The organism is Myroides odoratimimus, from assembly GCF_001485415.1.
Classification (GTDB): domain Bacteria; phylum Bacteroidota; class Bacteroidia; order Flavobacteriales; family Flavobacteriaceae; genus Flavobacterium; species Flavobacterium odoratimimum.
The window spans coordinates 66,653-83,914 of record NZ_BCMQ01000016.1; the positions used below are offsets into that span (position 1 = coordinate 66,653).

Sequence of the window (17,262 nt, forward strand, 5' to 3'; positions counted from 1 at the left end):
CTCAATAGAATGCATCTATTGAGGTTTTTGTTACTTTATTTTCTCTTGACTAAGCATTAGTATTCTTTAATAAACAACACTTCTTATATTTCTTACCACTTCCACAAGGACAAGGATCATTTCTATTAACCTTTTGCGAATTGATAATTTGATGATTAGTGAACTGATTTAAAATAAAATCATTATACATCTCATTACTAAAACTATCCATATCATCATCAAGATCTTCATTACCTTCTAACATCATATTGATTTGTCCAATAGTCTTTATTTCTAATTGTAATACTTCATCTAAATCTCCTGTAAGAAACATCATAATCTCTTCTAGATCTCCACAAGCCATGTAATCAACATACTCCAATTCAAATAACTTCTCAATCTCTGGCAATAATTCTTTTGCCTGAATATCAACAACATCTCCTATTAAAAGACCTATAAAATCAGGGTCTATTTCTTCTTCTTTACCCTTGATATAATAATTCATGACATCTTTCAAACACTTTATAACCTCTCTACGTCTTTTAGGTTGAAACAAAGCTAACTGTGAAATAGCAGATGTAACTGATGTTTTAGAATAAGTATATATAAGTGGTTTTTTGACGTAATCTAATAATACCTCTATTTGGTTTTGTCCTAATTCGTAGATAATCATCCATAGATATTCAGGTAACAGATCAGCAAAATACATGTATAAGTATTCTTCACTCTGTGCTAATACATGCAATAATTTAGGTAAACTCTCTGTTGCTTTTAATTCTCTTAATAATAATAAACTATTAAAAACAAAATTATAATTAGAACTATCAAATTCCTCTTTACTAAAATATGTATAACGAGCAATACTATCCTCTAACACAGTCTCTAAGTCATTTATCAAAGTGGCACGTGGTAAAGCTAACAACATCTGAATATCTTCTTCACTAAGTACTTCTTGTTTGTAAAGAAGTTCTATCTCTTTATGGCTAAACTTAGGTGCTAACTTCTTTCTTGTCTTAGGCTGCTTAATAGTTGTTCTCATAAAATCTTCTGTCTCCATAGTACTCTTACTAAGAACCTCTGTAGCAAGAATAAAATTCTCAAAAGCATCTATTAATACTGATTCTGGATTTATCTCTTTAAGTATATCGAGTCTTATTCTGGCTTGCTCAAAATCTCCTTTATAGACATAATACTGAACAGCTATATTAGACATTGCTTCTACTTCACTTACATGAAATACTGTTCGCTCAGGATACAATACCTTAAGGTCTAAAGAACTACCCAAAAGTTTTATTACCGTATCAAAGTCTCGATTATCAATACACATTGCTGCTTTATTAACCTTAGCAAATAAATATTCTGGGTGCTTTTTTATTATACTGTCATTCACCTCAATGGCTTTCTTGGTATTACCTTTTGTGTTATACCAAATCGATAAATAATTTTTAAACTGAGGAATACTAGGGTACGTAGCAATCGTTTTCTCTAATAACTTATCTCCATTTTTACTTCCTTGTATTGCCACTTCATGCATCTCTCCCATTAATTTTGCAACCTTAGGAGTTATTTTTTCATCTACTAGTTGATCATAAGTAATAGTATAACCTATTTGCTTTAGTTTTGCCATCATTAGAATTATTAAAATACTTATGCTAAAATAAAGCAAAAAAACCTTAACAGAATAAACTCTATTAAGGTTTTCTTTTTATCTAAAATAAGATGTATTAAATGTTATCACAGATTGCTGTCAAAAATTTAAAATCCGTGATATAAATATCTAAAAATTGTATCCTAAAGACACCATCACATTACGAGGTGCGCCTGCGAATACTCTCGTATAGTCAAAACCTCCAAGGAAGTAATATTTATCAAATATATTATTCACATTGACAGCTAATTTAAACTTATCTAAGTGATAATACACTGCTGCATTCGCCGTCATATAAGCTGGTAGATATCCCCACTGAGCATTCCCCTGAGTATCTTTACCTACACTTTCACTTAACCTTCTCTGATCGACATAATAAGCTCCTGCTCCGAATCCCAACCCTTTAAGTGCTGTATCTGAAAAAACATACTTTAACCAAATACTAGCTGAGTTCTTAGGAGCTCCAGGTAACAATTGTCCTTCTTCTGAAGCGATAGCAGACTCTTTTACCTCTGTGTCATTATAAGTATAGTTGGCCATAATTTGAAACTCTTTTGTAAGCTGTCCTCTCATATCTAACTCTACCCCTTGAGAGATTACTCTACCTGACTGTCTATACACTGGTAATCCTGCTTCTGTCAACTGTCCTGTACCGATAAGCATATCTCTTCTCTCAATTCTAAATAAAGAGAAATCCATTTGCAACTGATTATCAAAGAAACCTGTTTTTAGCCCTGTCTCTACTTGGAAACTCTTCTCTGACTTAAACGCACTATCCGCTCCGTAATCTTTATAATTTGCTACAAAGTTAGCAGCCACTGGCACATACCCCTGAGAATAACTAGCGAAATAATTAATCTTATCATTGATTAAATAAGTTAACCCAACTCTAGGTAGCCAAGCATTCTGAGTGGCTGTAAAAGGGACCTTGGTATCTGTACTCTCTGACTTATAACTCTCATGTCTCAATCCCAATACCATTTTTAATCTTTCTCCTACAGAGATTTGATCTTGGATATAAACTCCTGTGCTCTTGTAAGGACTCATAAAAGGATATTGTGTATTTGATCTCCATACATAATTAGTAATATCAGCACCTTGATATACAGGATTATTCATGTCAAAAGTCAATGCGACTACCTCTCCATTCTCTTTCTTACTACGCGCCTCGCGTTGGTAGCTATTTTTATCACCCTTATACTGAGCATAATCTACTCCAACTACGATATGGTGGTCAATATTCTTACCATATTTATCCCATTTTAAATAAGATACGAAGTTATCCGTATACTCCTTACCATGACGATCAAAGAAGCGCAGATTCACCACTGTGTTCTCAGGTGGGTTAGCATACGTATTTAGTGTTCTGTGCTCATTTAAATCTTCTTCATAGATAGATTTCATATAATTCACATGTAGATTTACATTATCTGTAATACGCTGTGTTAAGCGTCCGCTAAGTGTCGTAGTCTTGGTCCTAAAGTAATCTGAAGGTTGGCTCAAGGTAAATGTACGTGGCAAAGCGTATAAATCTCCTCCCTTAGTACTCATACCTCTATCTAAATAACCATTGAATTGATCGAATACTAAATCTACATCAAACGTTGTTCCCTCCACTGGTTTAAACGTGAACGAAGGTGCTACTGCGAAGTTCTTGCGGTTATTAATATCTCTAAAGGTTTTAGAACTTTCGTACCCTGCATTTAAACGATATAATATCTTCTTATCTTTATCAATAGGTCCTCCTACATCAATAGTAGTTCTTAAAGTCTCAAAGCTCCCTGCTGAGAAATTAATTAATCCTTTATGATTTACTAATGGTTTTTTAGTCACCATATTAATTGTTCCCCCAGGAGCAATATCTCCAAATAAAGAAGCCCCTGGTCCTTTAAGTACTTCAATACTCTCAAAGTTAATCGTCATCGGCGAACGATAGTAACTCTCTCCAAAACCATAGGCAGAACGCATTCCATTTATTAGACGAATACCATTGTCATAACCACTTTTAAATCCACGAATAACAAACTCATCATATACAGATGCTTGTGTTACACCTGCCAAATCAGGGATTACATCTGCTACTTGGAACACTTGTTTGTCCTCCATTAACTCACTTGATACAATCGAAATAGACTGAGGCAAATCCTTTATTCTCCCATTGTACTTTCCCCCTAATACTGTAGAGTTGGTTAAATATGAATTATTTCTTCTTGCCGTTACTAGAATCTCTTGCAATTGACTCACATCTTCTTCAAGCTTAACGACAAAACCTTCTTTATAGTTCTCCTCTGTAAGTTCTACTGACTTCTGCTTATAGCCTAGGGCATTAATCTGTAATAACAGAGGAAACTGTACTTGATCTATTGTTTTAAACTCCCCTCGCTCATCACTCTCTTCTACATGATCAGTACCGATCGTAACAGTAGCATAAGCTATGGGATTATTCTTCTCTCCTAATATTCTACCCGATATCTTCTGAGAAGTTTGGGCATTAGAGAGATAAGGAAGTAATAGAGACAATGCTATTATTCCTGATTTACGTAAATATGTTTTCATTAGTAAATGTGTTTCTTAATTTATATCCGATATAGATCTCCTAAAGTTTGTTACTACTTGGGAATGAATCCGTAGTAAGTCCGTTATGAGTCCGTAGTGAGTCCGTTATTTTGCTTAAATTAACGGACTCACCATGAACTTACATTATAATCACTCAATTCTTATTCAAAGCTAGAGGTGCTGTAAACTCATAGTAACAATTTATAATCCGTACTATTTATCCCTAACCGTTCTATCCATATGTAATGTCTCAAACTCACCATACATCGTCGTTTTAATGAGTTGAAAACCTTGTTTTTGCCAATATTCAAAAGCGCCTGTTAAGAAAGGATGCGTATGTAAATACAGTATATCTATCCCTTTCTCCTTGGCTACTTCTAATAAAGCATTAAACAACATGGTTGCTAATCCCGTTCTTCGATAAGCAGGTTCTACAAAAAGACGAGCGACCTCTACTGTACGACTATCTCTATAATCTAAATAGTCAAACCGATAATCATAAGGCATCATCCCTATCACACCCATGATATTATCATCACAATCTCTTGCCTGTAGAAAACATCCATCTGGATGTAAGAGATAAGTCTGTTCAAAGTGTAAAAGGTCTCGGGGGACTATAGTACTATCTAGCATAGGAAAAAGACCTTTTCTGAATGCTTTGACATATTCTTTTATATCTTGAGCTTGGTGTAACTCTACTTTACTGATCTGAATATTCATAATACCAACTATATTAAAGGCATAAACATAGGTTTGCCTTGATTATCTATACGGTGTAATGGCAACTGATAAGTCTCTTCTAACAATCGGTGTAACTCTTCCCCTTGTACCTCTTGAATATCTATCAACTGTTTATTTTGCATCAGATAAAATCGCTCTCCATACATAAACGCAAGATTGGGGTCATGCATTACACAGAGTACAGTAGTACCTTCTTCTGCTAATTGTTTAATACACTTCAATACTGCTACCTGATAATGTAAATCTAAATGATTAGTAGGCTCATCAAGCATCAACACCTCTGGCTTTTGCACTAATACTCTACACAATAAGACTAACTGACGCTCTCCACCCGAAAGTGAGGTATAAGGCTTATCTATCAGATGAGATAATTGAAAGCGAGATAATATATCGACTACCTCTTGAAAATCTTGTTCTGCAGGAGCAAACTTCGCAAAAGAAGCCCTCCCTGTTAGAATAACTTCTTTCACCGTAAAAGGAAAAGTAGTCTGATGAAACTGATTTAAGAATCCTATACGCATATATTGTTCTTTTCCAAGTTTAATCATTCTGCGTTCTTGTCCATCAAAACACACCTGTCCGTGATACTTCTTTTCTAAACCTGCTAGGATATTAAACATCGTAGACTTACCACTTCCATTTCGCCCTAGTATAATAGAGAGTTTACCTCGCTCAAAAGACGCATTCACCCTGTCTAAGACCACTTCTTTAGCATAAGAAAACACTAAGTCTTGTATTTCTATCAACTGTCTCATGCGCTCCAACTCGTTAAACTCTTCTTCATCAAATAAATAAATATAGGTGCTCCTATAATCATCGTAAACACTCCTACTGGAATCTCAAAAGGCATTACAGCACGAGAGAAATCATCTATCAACAATAGAAAAGAACCTCCTATACTGATATTAGCCCAAACGCCAATATTATTATTAGGTCCGAATACCATTCTACTCATGTGAGGTACGATCAGTCCGAATAGACTAATCACTCCAACTGCAGCTACCGAAGAAGCAGTAATCATCGTCGCTACACAGATAAGAACAAGCTTCAAATACTTCGGGTTCACCCCTACGGCTAAAGCTTCATTATCTCCTAACGACAAAAGGTTAAGCTTCCAACGCAGTAATACAATTATAAATAAGCCCAAAAGTATAGGTGCAAAAGCGGTATATACTTTAGACCAAGAAGCGGTGTGTAAGTTTCCCATTGTCCATTGTACTATCGCTTGTAGTTTATAAGGGTCACTCATGTATTGTAACAAGGTTAGCAAAGCTGTAAATACTCCTGATACGATAATCCCTGACAAGACCATACTTACTATAGAAGTACGACTCCCTGCATAAGATACTGTATAAGTCAATGCTACAGCACATATCCCAAAGGCAAAGGCAGATAGATTAATCGATATAAAAGGAAATAGCATAGCTAGAGCAGCTCCGAAGGCAGCTCCTGAAGAGATACCTAAAGTAAAAGGGTCTACTATAGGGTTGCGAAAGATGGCTTGTAACACTCCTCCTGATACAGCAAGAGAAGCTCCTACTAAAAAGGTTAAGATAATACGAGGCAAACGCACTTTCCACAAAATAGTCTCTATCGGGTCTGTAGAAAGTTCTGAACTACTAAACCACTTCACAGCATGGCTAAATAGTTCTGCTGGAGATAAAGTCCCCGTAGTTCCCAACATAAGAGACCCTATTAATAACCAAATAGGGATAATCCACAATAACCCAACTTTAATGCTATATCTCATATATGGTTTATTTCTGACCTTTTGTATTGTATAATATATTCATCGCTTCATCTATCTCTGCTCTTAGTGCATCTTCTGTGTACTCAGGGTAACTCCATTGACGAACTTGTTTGGCAAATAATAAAAACTTCACTGTGTGAGGATCGTATAAGAATGAAGGCTTCATGACCTTTACTTGTTTATTTACTACTGCAGGTAGATTAGCTAATTCGCTTAACCCATATACATCACGCTCATTTGAGTTCCACAGAAGGATGATATCAGGATTCCATTTGTACAGCATCTCCGCTCCTACATTAGGAGCTTGCATCTCTAAAGGGCATGCATTAATAGCACCTGATAATGTAATCGCCATATCCATTAAAGTACCTTTACCCGAAGTAGAAAGCACTCGTCCTTTAGACCAAGCATAATATACTTTCTTTGGGCTTTCTACCTTAGAAGCTTCCATTTCTACTACTTCTTTTTCTATATAATCTGTGATTTTAGTAGCACGATCAGCTTTCCCCAGTAGTGTTCCTATTCCCTTAAGTTCACTGATAATTCCTTTTTGATCTTCACTTGCAATGGTAAATACTGCGATACCTAGATCTTCTAGTTGCGCTACAGCTTCTGCATCTTGATCAAAAGTGATGACTAAGTCTGGCTGAAGTCCTATAATCGCCTCCACATTAGAAGACCCTCCACCGAAAGTAGGTGTGGCAATCTCTTTCTTTGCCATACGACTATCTAAAGTAGATAGAAAAGAGAAAGTATCTTCATTCAAATAAATTTGTTGAGGAATACCCACTAACTTCTCTTGTGCATCTAACATAAATACATCGTCTACTAGAGCCTCGTATAAAGCTACTACTCTAGTAGCAGGCTTAGATAAACGAACCTCTTTACCTCTACTGTCTATTGCTACAAGTTCTGTTGAGGTTGGTTCTGTAGATTGTGTTGATTCTGTACTTTGTTTACACGATTGTAATAATACAAGTGAAAACAATACAGTTAATAAATATCTTAATTTCATAATTCTTAGAATTTACTCGTCACGGATTACAAATCTGCGACAACTGAGTACGGTTTATAGTTAACAGCTTACAGTTAACGGTCTACAGTTAACGGTTTACGGTTTACAGTTAACGGTTTACAGTTTACAGTTTACGGTTTACAGTACTATCAGGCTTCTGTTTCCTGTTTTCAGTTTCCAGTTCCCTGTTTTCAGTTCCCTATTTACTGTATTTCTTTTTAAGCAAATGTTGTGTGAGCAACTGTCTCTTCTCTAGCACAATATTATTTGCAAACTTGTTTGCCAATTGTTCATATAGATTACCGTCATAAGGCACTAAGAAGGTGTTATCTCCTTCTATAAACACAGGTAGATGCCTATTGCCTATATAAAAAGAGAAATCAGCTACCTCTTGTCCTTTATCCGATTTAAACTGTATTGTTAAAGTGGGTTTAATAACAAGTTGAGCGATTAATTCTCCTTGACAATACAATGAATCAGCGTGTTGCCAGTCCCTATTCTCCTTCAGTAGATGTAGTTCAACCCCGTTAGTAGTCAATCGATGAAATAGATGCTTTTGTGTTTCGAACCATTCGATTTCAAATACATCTATTCCCTCAACAATTCGTTCACGAGGTTGAATATCATCTATATAAATTGTTTGTTGCATAGGTGAATTACTCTGCTGCGTTTGCTTTTTTAGCTTTTACACGTTCTTTTAACCATTCGCACCACTCGTCTATTCCCTCTCCATTCGTTGTACTAATCGTCAATACTTCGATATTTGGGTTAACCTCTCTAGCATCTTTCGTTACATTCTCTACTGTAAAAGGAACATAAGGAAGTAAGTCGGCTTTAGACACTAACATTAATTCACTAGTCAAAAACATACGAGGGTATTTCTTCGGCTTGTCATCTCCTTCTGTAGTTGCTAATAAAGTAACTCTATAGTCTTCTCCTAAATCAAAAGCAGATGGACATAATAAGTTCCCTACGTTCTCTATGAATAATAAATCCGTTCCTTCTAGGTCAATATGATCTAAAGCTTGAAGAATCATCTGTGCTTCAATATGACACATTCCTCCTGTTACGATCTGAAGTGCATTTAACCCTACTTCTTTCATACGAACAGCATCTCTATCAGTCTCTGGATCACCTACTAATACTGATATGTTTAAGTCTTTTCCTAGACGTTTACCTGTTTCTTGCATTAAAGTTGTCTTACCAGAACCAGGAGAAGAACAAACATTAATAACACAAACATTCTTTAAGCGTTCTCTAATAGCATTAGCTACAAAGTCATTTGCTTTTAACAAGTGTAATGTGGTATTATCACATTGTAATGAACCTACGCGATTTCCTAAACTTTTTGGATTCGATGCCATAAATAATGATTTATAATGATTGTTTAAATATTACTTTTGAAATATATAATTCGTTGCCTTGTACAATATCAGCTGACGGAGTACCACATGGGCAAACAAATCGGTGATACTCTACCTTAAAGTCTTTATCACAACTGTGACAATGCGCTATGATATCATTGACCACCACCTCTAACTCCATGTCTCTATAAACCTCATTATCGATGATAAAGGCATCAAAGGCGTTCTGTATCAGCACAGGCTGTACATTAGATAACAACCCTGCTGTGACCTGTATTTTCTGAATATCTTCTACCTTAGCCTCATAGTGCTCTTCTAGTGTAGAAAAGATATCTTTCACGATTGACAATTCATGCATCGCTTTACATTTTAATTCTATATATACTCTACTATAACAGATAAAAAGGTATCTACAATTTTTAGACCCTTTTTTGTTTAACTGTGAAACTTGAAGTAATTCTTTACAGTTAAACTGTTTTTTGATTAGTGTGGATTCTCGCTGATTAGGTCAGTACTATTCTTTTCGGTTTGAATAGACACTAATTTCACTTTTCTTTACAAAATACTTTAAAGTGGTATTTCTAAGAATTGCTGTTGTTAATAAATCAAAACCAATCACATACTAGCCACGCCCCCTTTATTAACGGTACAAATGTAAAAACACTTCTCCATCAAGAATAGCACAAATCTTGACTATACTACCATAAAATAGGCATTCACATTTCTTTAAGAGTAGTGGATATAGGGAAATGAAGGAACGAGGAAGACACATAAAAACCTCACAAAGTTGACTGTGAAATACTTTCTTTACAAACACAATTGAATAAGACAAAGTATTTTAGTGTAAATATTCTTTTGTTTTAAATAATTGGTAAATGTATCTTTATGAAAACTAAGAGAATGAGGGAAAAGAACCTATATATAATAGCAGGTTGTAATGGAGCAGGAAAAACAACTGCTTCTTTTACCATTTTACCAAAGATTTTAGACTGTAAAGAGTTTGTAAATGCTGATGAAATAGCTAAAGGCTTATCTCCATTTCAGCCAGAAAAAGTAGCGTTTGAAGCAGGAAGAATTATGCTTAATAGAATTAACGAGCTCTTTAAGGATAACGAAGATTTTTCATTTGAGACAACTCTAGCAACCAAAAGCTATAAACAGAAGATTTTATATGCAAAAGAAAACGGATATAATGTAACGCTATTATTTTTTTGGCTTAAGGATTTTCAATTAGCGAAAGAAAGGGTAAAAGAAAGGGTTAAGGAAGGTGGACATAATATCCCAGTAGATGTGATTGAACGTCGTTACATAAATGGAATTATAAATCTTTTTGATATTTATTTAGATATAGTGGATGAATGTCTTATATTTGATAATTCAGAAGGGAATCATTTGCTAATCGCAGAAAAACATATTGGAGAATTGATATCTATTCACAATCCTGATAAGTTTAATGCATTAAAACAATATTATGACAGCAGAAGAAAGAGCTAAAAGAAAAGAAAAGATCATAAAAGGATTAGAGCTTGCCTATGAGAATATGATCGCTTTTAAGAAAGAAAAAAAGAGTAAAATAGTTGTAATACGAGATGGGAAAATCGTCAAGTTAAACCCTTAGTATTTGATTGAATATAATAGATGAAGGCTATCTGATTACTCGGATAGCCTTTTTAGTTTACAGTAATCGTTTTACGTAAATCTATATTCAGGACAAATGCAATAAAAAACCTTACCTATAATCTAAAAAGAAAACAAAAAAGCCGAATATTTAACGATACCTGTCTTTTTACATATTGTACTAAGTTACCTATCCGAACTTAGCGTTTAAGAACTCTTCTCTTTCTAAACCTAAACAATCTGCAAAATACTTAGCAATCATTTCTCTAAGCTCCTTTTCATTCATTGTATTAGGATCTCTTCTACTCTTAAAATAGTTTTTCTCAACCATTAGTTTGACCAACTCACCTACCATCTCTACTTTAAACTCCTTCCTATAATCCTCAGCTACTTTATAAGCAAAGAGCCAAATAACTCCTCCTAACATTGCATACAATGTTGTAAAAAATAACAATACAAACAACACTAAAAAAGTAACCACAAGTATAGTAACAACGTCATCCTTCATTTTTAAGATATGTAACTTAAATCCTAAATCTTCTTCTACCCTATTAATATTCTCAATACGATTCTGTTTAGGAAATAATTCTTCTAATCGAGTACTCGGCTTTATATCAGACTCATTTGTATACTTATGAAGAATTGTTCTCAGTTTATAAAAAGCTTGTTGAGAAGTACAGTCTTCTTTTTTCTCTTGCTTAAAATAGCTAACTATTAAATCTAACATCTCAGCCACATTCCTTACTTCCGCAAGTTTCTGAGGATCTAAAGGCAAGTCATATTCATTCACAAAGTTTTCAATGGCATAGTCTAAATCTTCATATTGGAATCCTTTAAACACAAAAGGTTCTTTTACTCCCTCCATAACCAATTCATTTTTAAACACCTAAAATAACACTTATTCCTTTTCCCTAAACACAGAATCAAAAAAAAGATACTACATCTCTGTAATATCCTTTCTAAGTTATTCTAGGGAACAAGGAGGTGGACTCACCACGTGCACCTTGTCATTATTCTTGATAATCTCTTTTCCAAAATCAGAAATAGTCTGGATAAGAGGAAGCAATGTTCTTCCAAAATCAGACAATTCATACTCTACTCTTAGAGGAGGCTTACTAGTATACACTGTTCTAATGACAATACCATCTGCTTCTAACTCCTTAAGTTGTAAACTCAAAGTACGCTCTGTGATATTGACCAAATCTTTTCTAAGCTCACTGTATCTCTTTTTTTCGGCAAGGTACTTTATAATTGCAGCTTTCCATTTACCTCCTATAAACCTCATCGTCACACTCGTACTACAAGGATAATCTTTATCGTCTATACTATACATTAGTTACTATACTTTTTGACCGTTATTGCAAATATAAATCACTATACTTAAGTTTGCAACTATAAAAATGATAGTTTAATTTAATATTAGAAAAATGAGCTTTTTAGAAATTGCTAAGAGTAGATACACGACTAAAAAATATGATTCTACTAAAAAAATAAGTGGTGACAAAATAGAACAATTAAAAGATATACTACAACTAAGTCCTTCATCGATTAATAGCCAACCATGGAAATTTACTATTGTTGAAAGCACAGAAGTAAAAAATCTATTAGCAAGTAACTCAGCTTTTAATCAAACAAAGATAGAAGATGCTAGTCACTTAATTGTGTTCAATGTACTAAGTACAAAAGAATACTTTGAGAAATTGCGTTTAGAAAATGCAGCTGAAGGTTCTAAAATGTATTACAATAATTTTCTAAAACCTAAATCGGAAGAAGAGGTTACAGCTTGGTTAAAAAATCAAGTATATATTTCATTAGGATTCTTCTTAGCAGCTTGTGGTACAATGGGAATTGATGCAACACCAATGGAGGGTATTAATACCCTAGAGTTTGATAAGATTATCAATGAAGATGGAGTTTACAAAAGTGTTTTTGCTGTAGCAATAGGATACAGAAATTCTGAAGATACTAACCAACCATCTGTAACTCCTAAAAATCGCCTAGATAAAGAAACTACAATAGAAGTTAGATAATTAAACTACAACTCATGTTACTTCTAACAACAAAAAAGCCAAGAAATCTTATCCTTGGCTTTTTTATTTTACACAATTGTCTTCTAAAACTCAATTCAAAACAAGCAACCCACACACCTCATAACGCATTTTAAAAGGTATTTTAAAACACTTTACACACTTGCCAAACATTTACTCATTCAAACAAAAACAAACTCTTAAAACAACTTGTTTTGAATCAAACAAAAAACCACGCCTAAGAAACGTTACTTCTCATCGTTCGTCGAAGTACTCTCTGAATGATTGTGATTCTCAAACAATGATTTCAAATTAAGATCAACAATAGGACGATAGGGTCCCAATACATTAAAAAAAGTATTGTCAACTTCCTCCACAACCTTCAATGCTTTTTGTAAAAGTTCCACTCCACTCGGAGTTAAAGTAATCACTTTTGCACGTGTATCCACAGGGTGATCTTTACGCTTAATTACCTTCTTCTCTTCGAGGGTTCGAAGTACTTTTGACACCATCATACGATCCGTATTACTGTGATTAGCAATATCTATTTGTGTAACATTACTCTCCTCTTTTGACAACCATCCCAAAGCAGACATCAAAACAAACTGTGTATGTGTAATGTCTAATTTATCCAATTCTCTTTTCATAGTACGTTGCCATAACATCGTTACTTGCCATAACAAATATCCAGAACTTTCTTCAGGAGTATTAAACGGGAAGCTTACTTGATCAATCATATTACTTTATTCATTAATAATTATTACATTTTTTTCACAAAACATAAAAGCACTTAAAACACTAAACAGATTCTTTATCTCTATCTGATTTTTGTCTTAAGTGATGCGTCCAATGCATCGGTATTAATCTAAACCACTCACTAGCGTTTAAATAATCAAAGCCGGGATGTGGTGTTTTTCCTCCCAAATCATTTTTTAATAATTCTTTCCAAACACACATCATTTCGTCAACCTTCTGCAATCCTAATTCGACTTCTTTTTTACGAACTGGAGCGATAGGAGTATAATCATCCGAAGCAGGTACTTTTATCTTCACAGGAGGAAATTTACCTAATATAGTATAGACCATAAATCCCTTAAAATTCTTTCTCTTATTACAGTTGTTTTTCGTCTTCACACAACACTCAATTTACTTGCCTTGAAAATACAATGTAGAATTAATTAGATGTAAATAAATCTGCCCTAAAGACCAATGATCTACTGATCCATTTTTAGAAATTTCCACTTCAGAATATGTTTCTAATGCTTTTTTTCATACTTTTGAAACCTGCTCAAAGTCCCTAAAACTCTTCTCTATACTACTCATCATTTAAATATTGTTGTTACAAATATAGTAATCACAACAACAATATCAAACACAAAAACAAGCAAAACAAAACAATAAATTATTAATTATTAATATTCAGAAATTTACAAGAATCATATAAAGTTTTAAATCATATTACTTTAAATACTTATTTATTCAAACAAAAAGTATTTTCACTTTAAAAATAGCATTTTTAACAAGTAAAAATGACATTAAAATATCTCCTAAAAAGACTGCCATTTTGACAAAAAACCTTTTCCCTAAAAACAAAACATCTACCATCTCCTTAAAACACATCAAGCTTCACTTGAGTTAAATAAGACTTAAAGTAAAACTTTATATAATCAACATAACTTAATACACAAAATCGCTCACCCCCTTCTTAAATAGAATACAAAACACCTCCTTATCTAACACAAAAAAGCATTGGTATAAGAACACAAAAACACCCTTTTTTTACAAAACTACCAGACACGATCTCCCACTCTTCTCTTATATATATGTATTAAAAAAACACATACTTTCCCTTCTTCTTTATTGCTTATCACTAAAGCCCATTAAACAAATAGAACTACAATTAGTGCACAGCAGATCTAATAACACAATAGTACTTTTTACCGTAATAAAAGAAAATAACAATCTTTAAAAAAGTAAGTCAGATCAACCAAATTAGCAGCACATAAAATTAATACCTCAAAGAAACTACCTGACTAAAAACTTAAACTCTCCTAAACTAATCACCTTGTACAATAAAAAAACATCCAATACACCAAACCGAATAGTTATAATTTACACAACAATAAAAATCATATATATTCTACTTTACACAAACACTAAAGGAATAACACAAAGCATCAATAACAATTTCAACAAAATAATTTACTGATAAAATAGCACCAACATAAAACAAGATGTCTTTATTACACTAAAAAACAAAACAACAAGACACATAGAAACAAGACTTATCTATATTGTAAAAAAGACTCACAATACAAATACCTTATTAAGACTTAAACAGAGAAATACAGAATGACAAAAAACAACAATACTCAACTTGATAAAATGACTAGACCTCTCCTAATTGATAAAGTAAACAGAGGTTAAAAAGGAATTATACCACAACTATACTTCTGCCAAATAGAAGCACAAAAAAGGGTAAAGCACCTCTAGCTACTCTACCAAAAAAGGGTTATTTAAAATATAAAGGAGGCGCAAAAAAAGAAGTGTGATTGTATTAAAAAGCCATACTAAGATAGCTATTATAGTATTAAAAGAGGTCCAAAACACCTCATTTTACTTCTCAAAACGATTAACAAAACAGTAAAAAGTATTATAAAGAACACTAGAAGCACCACACCTCACAAGAGTTATTAGGAAGTGTAATAATGAAAATCTTTCATTAGAAGGCTTTAAAATGCTCTAAATACAGTAAGAGTAGTCATTCCATAATCAAAACAACGCACTTACACAAAACACTGTAAATAAGCAAAATACAGAATAAAACTAAATATATAAAAAGATAACTAACACAAGTAAAGCTAGTTAAAAGAAAGGTTAGTTTGGCGTAGTTTCTAACCCTTATCTGTACAAAAAACTTGTTTATAGCCCAAAAAAGCAGATGTATTACTAGCATTCCTCCTATCCCTATAAACCAAAAAAACAGGTATATACCTAGGTCAACCATACCACATCGAGAGCCAGAGAACTCATCTATTGGATATAATTTTGAGACAAATACAGAAGGAAAAACAATCAGGAATAAGAAAAAAATAAGAGCAGATAATGCATATCTCTACCCTTAATTCCCTTTTTATAGAAGATTAAATACCCTAATATTTGAACTACTAAGACTGAAATAATGGTCACTAATGGGTATGCACCCGAGCAAGTACATCTTGTGAGATCTAATTATTCTTCTACATTATCCAGGATAAGTTTCTTGTAATTATGAGGATATAAGTCAGCGATATTCTTGTGGTTGATGGATTGAATATTTTCAAGAACATACTTTAGCCATTGATATGGATTAATGTCATGCTTTTTGCAGTTAGCAAAAAACGTATAGGCCATAGCTGCTCTTTGTGCTGCATCATGAGAACCGGCAAAGAGATAGTTTTTACGACCAATTGCTACAGGTCTGATTACATTTTCAACAAGATTATTGTCTATCTGCAAGTTTCCATTGTGTAAGTAATCACTTAGATTACTCCATCTTTTTTGAGAGTACGCAAAAGCTTTACCTATTCTACTTTGAGGTAAGGTAAGATTCATCTGAGCAATCATATATTTACCAAGCTTGTTGATGATTGGTAAACTTTCATCTAGACGAAGTTCTTTGATTTGATCAGGAGCTAAGTTTTGTTCTTGAGCTTTTCTCTCTATAGCATATAACTTCTGTATTTCTACTAGTACATGCTGCGCCCTTTTTCTATCGTTATCTAAAGCTTTTTCAAATTCACGTCGAGCATGTGCCCAACAAGCAAGATGCGTTACATCTGACTTATTTCCATAGGCTTGGTAGCTGCTATAACCGTCCGTTTGCAGATATCCTTTGAAATTTTCTAATACAGGTAGTGCAGCACTACCGCTACGAGTAGGACTGTAATTAAACATTACAAGCTTGGATATAGGTGCATGATACACCCAATAGTAGCCAAGATGAGTTTTGTCTTTCTTTTTCTCATCTAAGACTTTGATGGTGGTTTCGTCAACTTGGAGATAACCTTCATTTTTGATGTCCATCACCAGCTTTTGGTATAGTGGTTTTAAAGCATCCATACTTTGAGCGGTCCAACCATCTATTGTAGAAGAAGCTATATCGATGTTTTCTCTTGAAAAGCGTTGCTTCTGTCTATAAAGAGGAATATGATCAACATATTTATCTACAAGTATTGTGGATAATAATCCCTCTGAAGGTATTCCTTTATCTATAATTCGCTCTGGAAGCTCACCAATACTAATTTGAGTGTTGTCTTTACCTTTAGTAGCGTATTTATATCGGATGTAACGCTTGATTTTAAAGTAACCTGGAACATAATCTAACACATCTGTAGTTTCTTTACCAATGCAAATCATATCAGATAAATCTCCCTCAGGATGTATTTCTATTTCTTCTACGGGTAAATGATCTGGTAGTTTAGCTCGTCCTGGATGTTTCTTTTTCTCACGAGAGTAGGTAATCTCTTGTTTGATTACTTCTTCTTGTTCCTCTAAGACTGCTTGTTCAACATCTAAAGGTAATT

At 33.7% G+C, this 17,262-nt stretch carries 17 protein-coding genes; 3 read left to right on the top strand and 14 right to left on the bottom strand.

Annotation, left to right across the window (positions count from 1 at the left end):
- Positions 1–49 precede the first annotated feature (49 nt).
- From MODO_RS13390 to MODO_RS13430, 9 genes are all read right to left on the bottom strand, one after another.
- Positions 50–1,606, bottom strand: a complete 1,557-nt coding sequence (locus tag MODO_RS13390; protein WP_039330505.1) for a DUF1186 domain-containing protein — start codon at positions 1,604–1,606, stop codon at positions 50–52.
- A 150-nt stretch (positions 1,607–1,756) separates the two neighbouring features.
- Positions 1,757–4,183, bottom strand: coding sequence for a TonB-dependent receptor (locus MODO_RS13395; RefSeq protein WP_059051216.1), 2,427 nt, complete (start codon positions 4,181–4,183; stop codon positions 1,757–1,759).
- Positions 4,184–4,396: 213 nt separating this feature from the next.
- Positions 4,397–4,903 carry a GNAT family N-acetyltransferase gene (locus MODO_RS13400; protein WP_059051219.1) on the bottom strand — a complete coding sequence of 169 codons (507 nt, stop codon included), beginning with the start codon at positions 4,901–4,903 and terminating at the stop codon, positions 4,397–4,399.
- 8 nt (positions 4,904–4,911) lie between these two features.
- Positions 4,912–5,679, bottom strand: coding sequence for an ABC transporter ATP-binding protein (locus MODO_RS13405; protein WP_039329999.1), 768 nt, complete (start codon positions 5,677–5,679; stop codon positions 4,912–4,914).
- Complete coding sequence (locus tag MODO_RS13410) at positions 5,676–6,674, bottom strand: FecCD family ABC transporter permease (protein WP_006258228.1); 999 nt, start codon at positions 6,672–6,674, stop codon at positions 5,676–5,678. Before MODO_RS13410 ends, MODO_RS13405 begins: the two co-directional genes overlap by 4 nt.
- 7 nt (positions 6,675–6,681) lie before the next feature.
- The gene (locus MODO_RS13415; RefSeq protein ID WP_006258229.1) at positions 6,682–7,689 is read right to left on the bottom strand and encodes an ABC transporter substrate-binding protein; all 1,008 of its coding nucleotides are present in this window, start codon (positions 7,687–7,689) and stop codon (positions 6,682–6,684) included.
- A gap of 199 nt (positions 7,690–7,888) precedes the next feature.
- Positions 7,889–8,338 (bottom strand): urease accessory protein UreE, encoded by a 450-nt coding sequence (locus MODO_RS13420; RefSeq protein WP_059051221.1) that lies wholly within the window; start codon positions 8,336–8,338, stop codon positions 7,889–7,891.
- A 7-nt stretch (positions 8,339–8,345) separates the two neighbouring features.
- Positions 8,346–9,053 (bottom strand): hydrogenase nickel incorporation protein HypB, encoded by a 708-nt coding sequence (hypB, locus tag MODO_RS13425; protein ID WP_006258231.1) that lies wholly within the window; start codon positions 9,051–9,053, stop codon positions 8,346–8,348.
- 10 nt (positions 9,054–9,063) lie between these two features.
- On the bottom strand, positions 9,064–9,411 hold the full coding sequence (locus MODO_RS13430; RefSeq protein ID WP_006258232.1) for a hydrogenase maturation nickel metallochaperone HypA/HybF: 348 nt from the start codon (positions 9,409–9,411) through the stop codon (positions 9,064–9,066).
- A gap of 542 nt (positions 9,412–9,953) precedes the next feature.
- On the opposite strand from MODO_RS13430, the gene MODO_RS13435 reads away from it, so the two are divergent.
- Positions 9,954–10,547 (top strand): ATPase, encoded by a 594-nt coding sequence (locus MODO_RS13435; protein WP_006258233.1) that lies wholly within the window; start codon positions 9,954–9,956, stop codon positions 10,545–10,547.
- The gene (locus MODO_RS19485) at positions 10,525–10,671 is read left to right on the top strand and encodes a hypothetical protein (protein ID WP_006258234.1); all 147 of its coding nucleotides are present in this window, start codon (positions 10,525–10,527) and stop codon (positions 10,669–10,671) included. The genes MODO_RS13435 and MODO_RS19485 overlap by 23 nt, the downstream gene beginning before the upstream one ends.
- Before the next feature lie 189 nt (positions 10,672–10,860).
- Here MODO_RS19485 and MODO_RS13440 read toward each other — a convergent pair whose 3' ends face one another.
- Both MODO_RS13440 and MODO_RS13445 read right to left on the bottom strand, forming a co-directional pair.
- Positions 10,861–11,535, bottom strand: a complete 675-nt coding sequence (locus MODO_RS13440; protein ID WP_006258235.1) for a hypothetical protein — start codon at positions 11,533–11,535, stop codon at positions 10,861–10,863.
- 99 nt (positions 11,536–11,634) lie between these two features.
- A complete protein-coding gene (locus MODO_RS13445; RefSeq protein ID WP_006258236.1) occupies positions 11,635–12,003 on the bottom strand; it encodes a winged helix-turn-helix transcriptional regulator in 369 nt (122 codons plus the stop codon).
- Between the two features lie 94 nt (positions 12,004–12,097).
- Between MODO_RS13445 and MODO_RS13450 the strand changes: the two genes are divergently transcribed.
- Positions 12,098–12,700: a nitroreductase family protein gene (locus tag MODO_RS13450; RefSeq protein WP_006258237.1), complete on the top strand. Its 603-nt coding sequence runs from the start codon at positions 12,098–12,100 to the stop codon at positions 12,698–12,700.
- 245 nt (positions 12,701–12,945) lie between these two features.
- Here the strand turns inward: MODO_RS13450 and MODO_RS13455 are convergent, their stop codons facing one another.
- The 3 genes from MODO_RS13455 to tnpC all read right to left on the bottom strand — a co-directional run.
- The gene (locus MODO_RS13455) at positions 12,946–13,434 is read right to left on the bottom strand and encodes a MarR family winged helix-turn-helix transcriptional regulator (RefSeq protein ID WP_006258238.1); all 489 of its coding nucleotides are present in this window, start codon (positions 13,432–13,434) and stop codon (positions 12,946–12,948) included.
- A gap of 61 nt (positions 13,435–13,495) precedes the next feature.
- Complete coding sequence (locus MODO_RS19625) at positions 13,496–13,831, bottom strand: hypothetical protein (RefSeq protein ID WP_225581957.1); 336 nt, start codon at positions 13,829–13,831, stop codon at positions 13,496–13,498.
- Between the two features lie 2,097 nt (positions 13,832–15,928).
- A partial coding sequence (gene tnpC, locus MODO_RS13465; RefSeq protein WP_059051223.1) for an IS66 family transposase occupies positions 15,929–17,262 on the bottom strand: 1,334 nt, incomplete at its 5' end.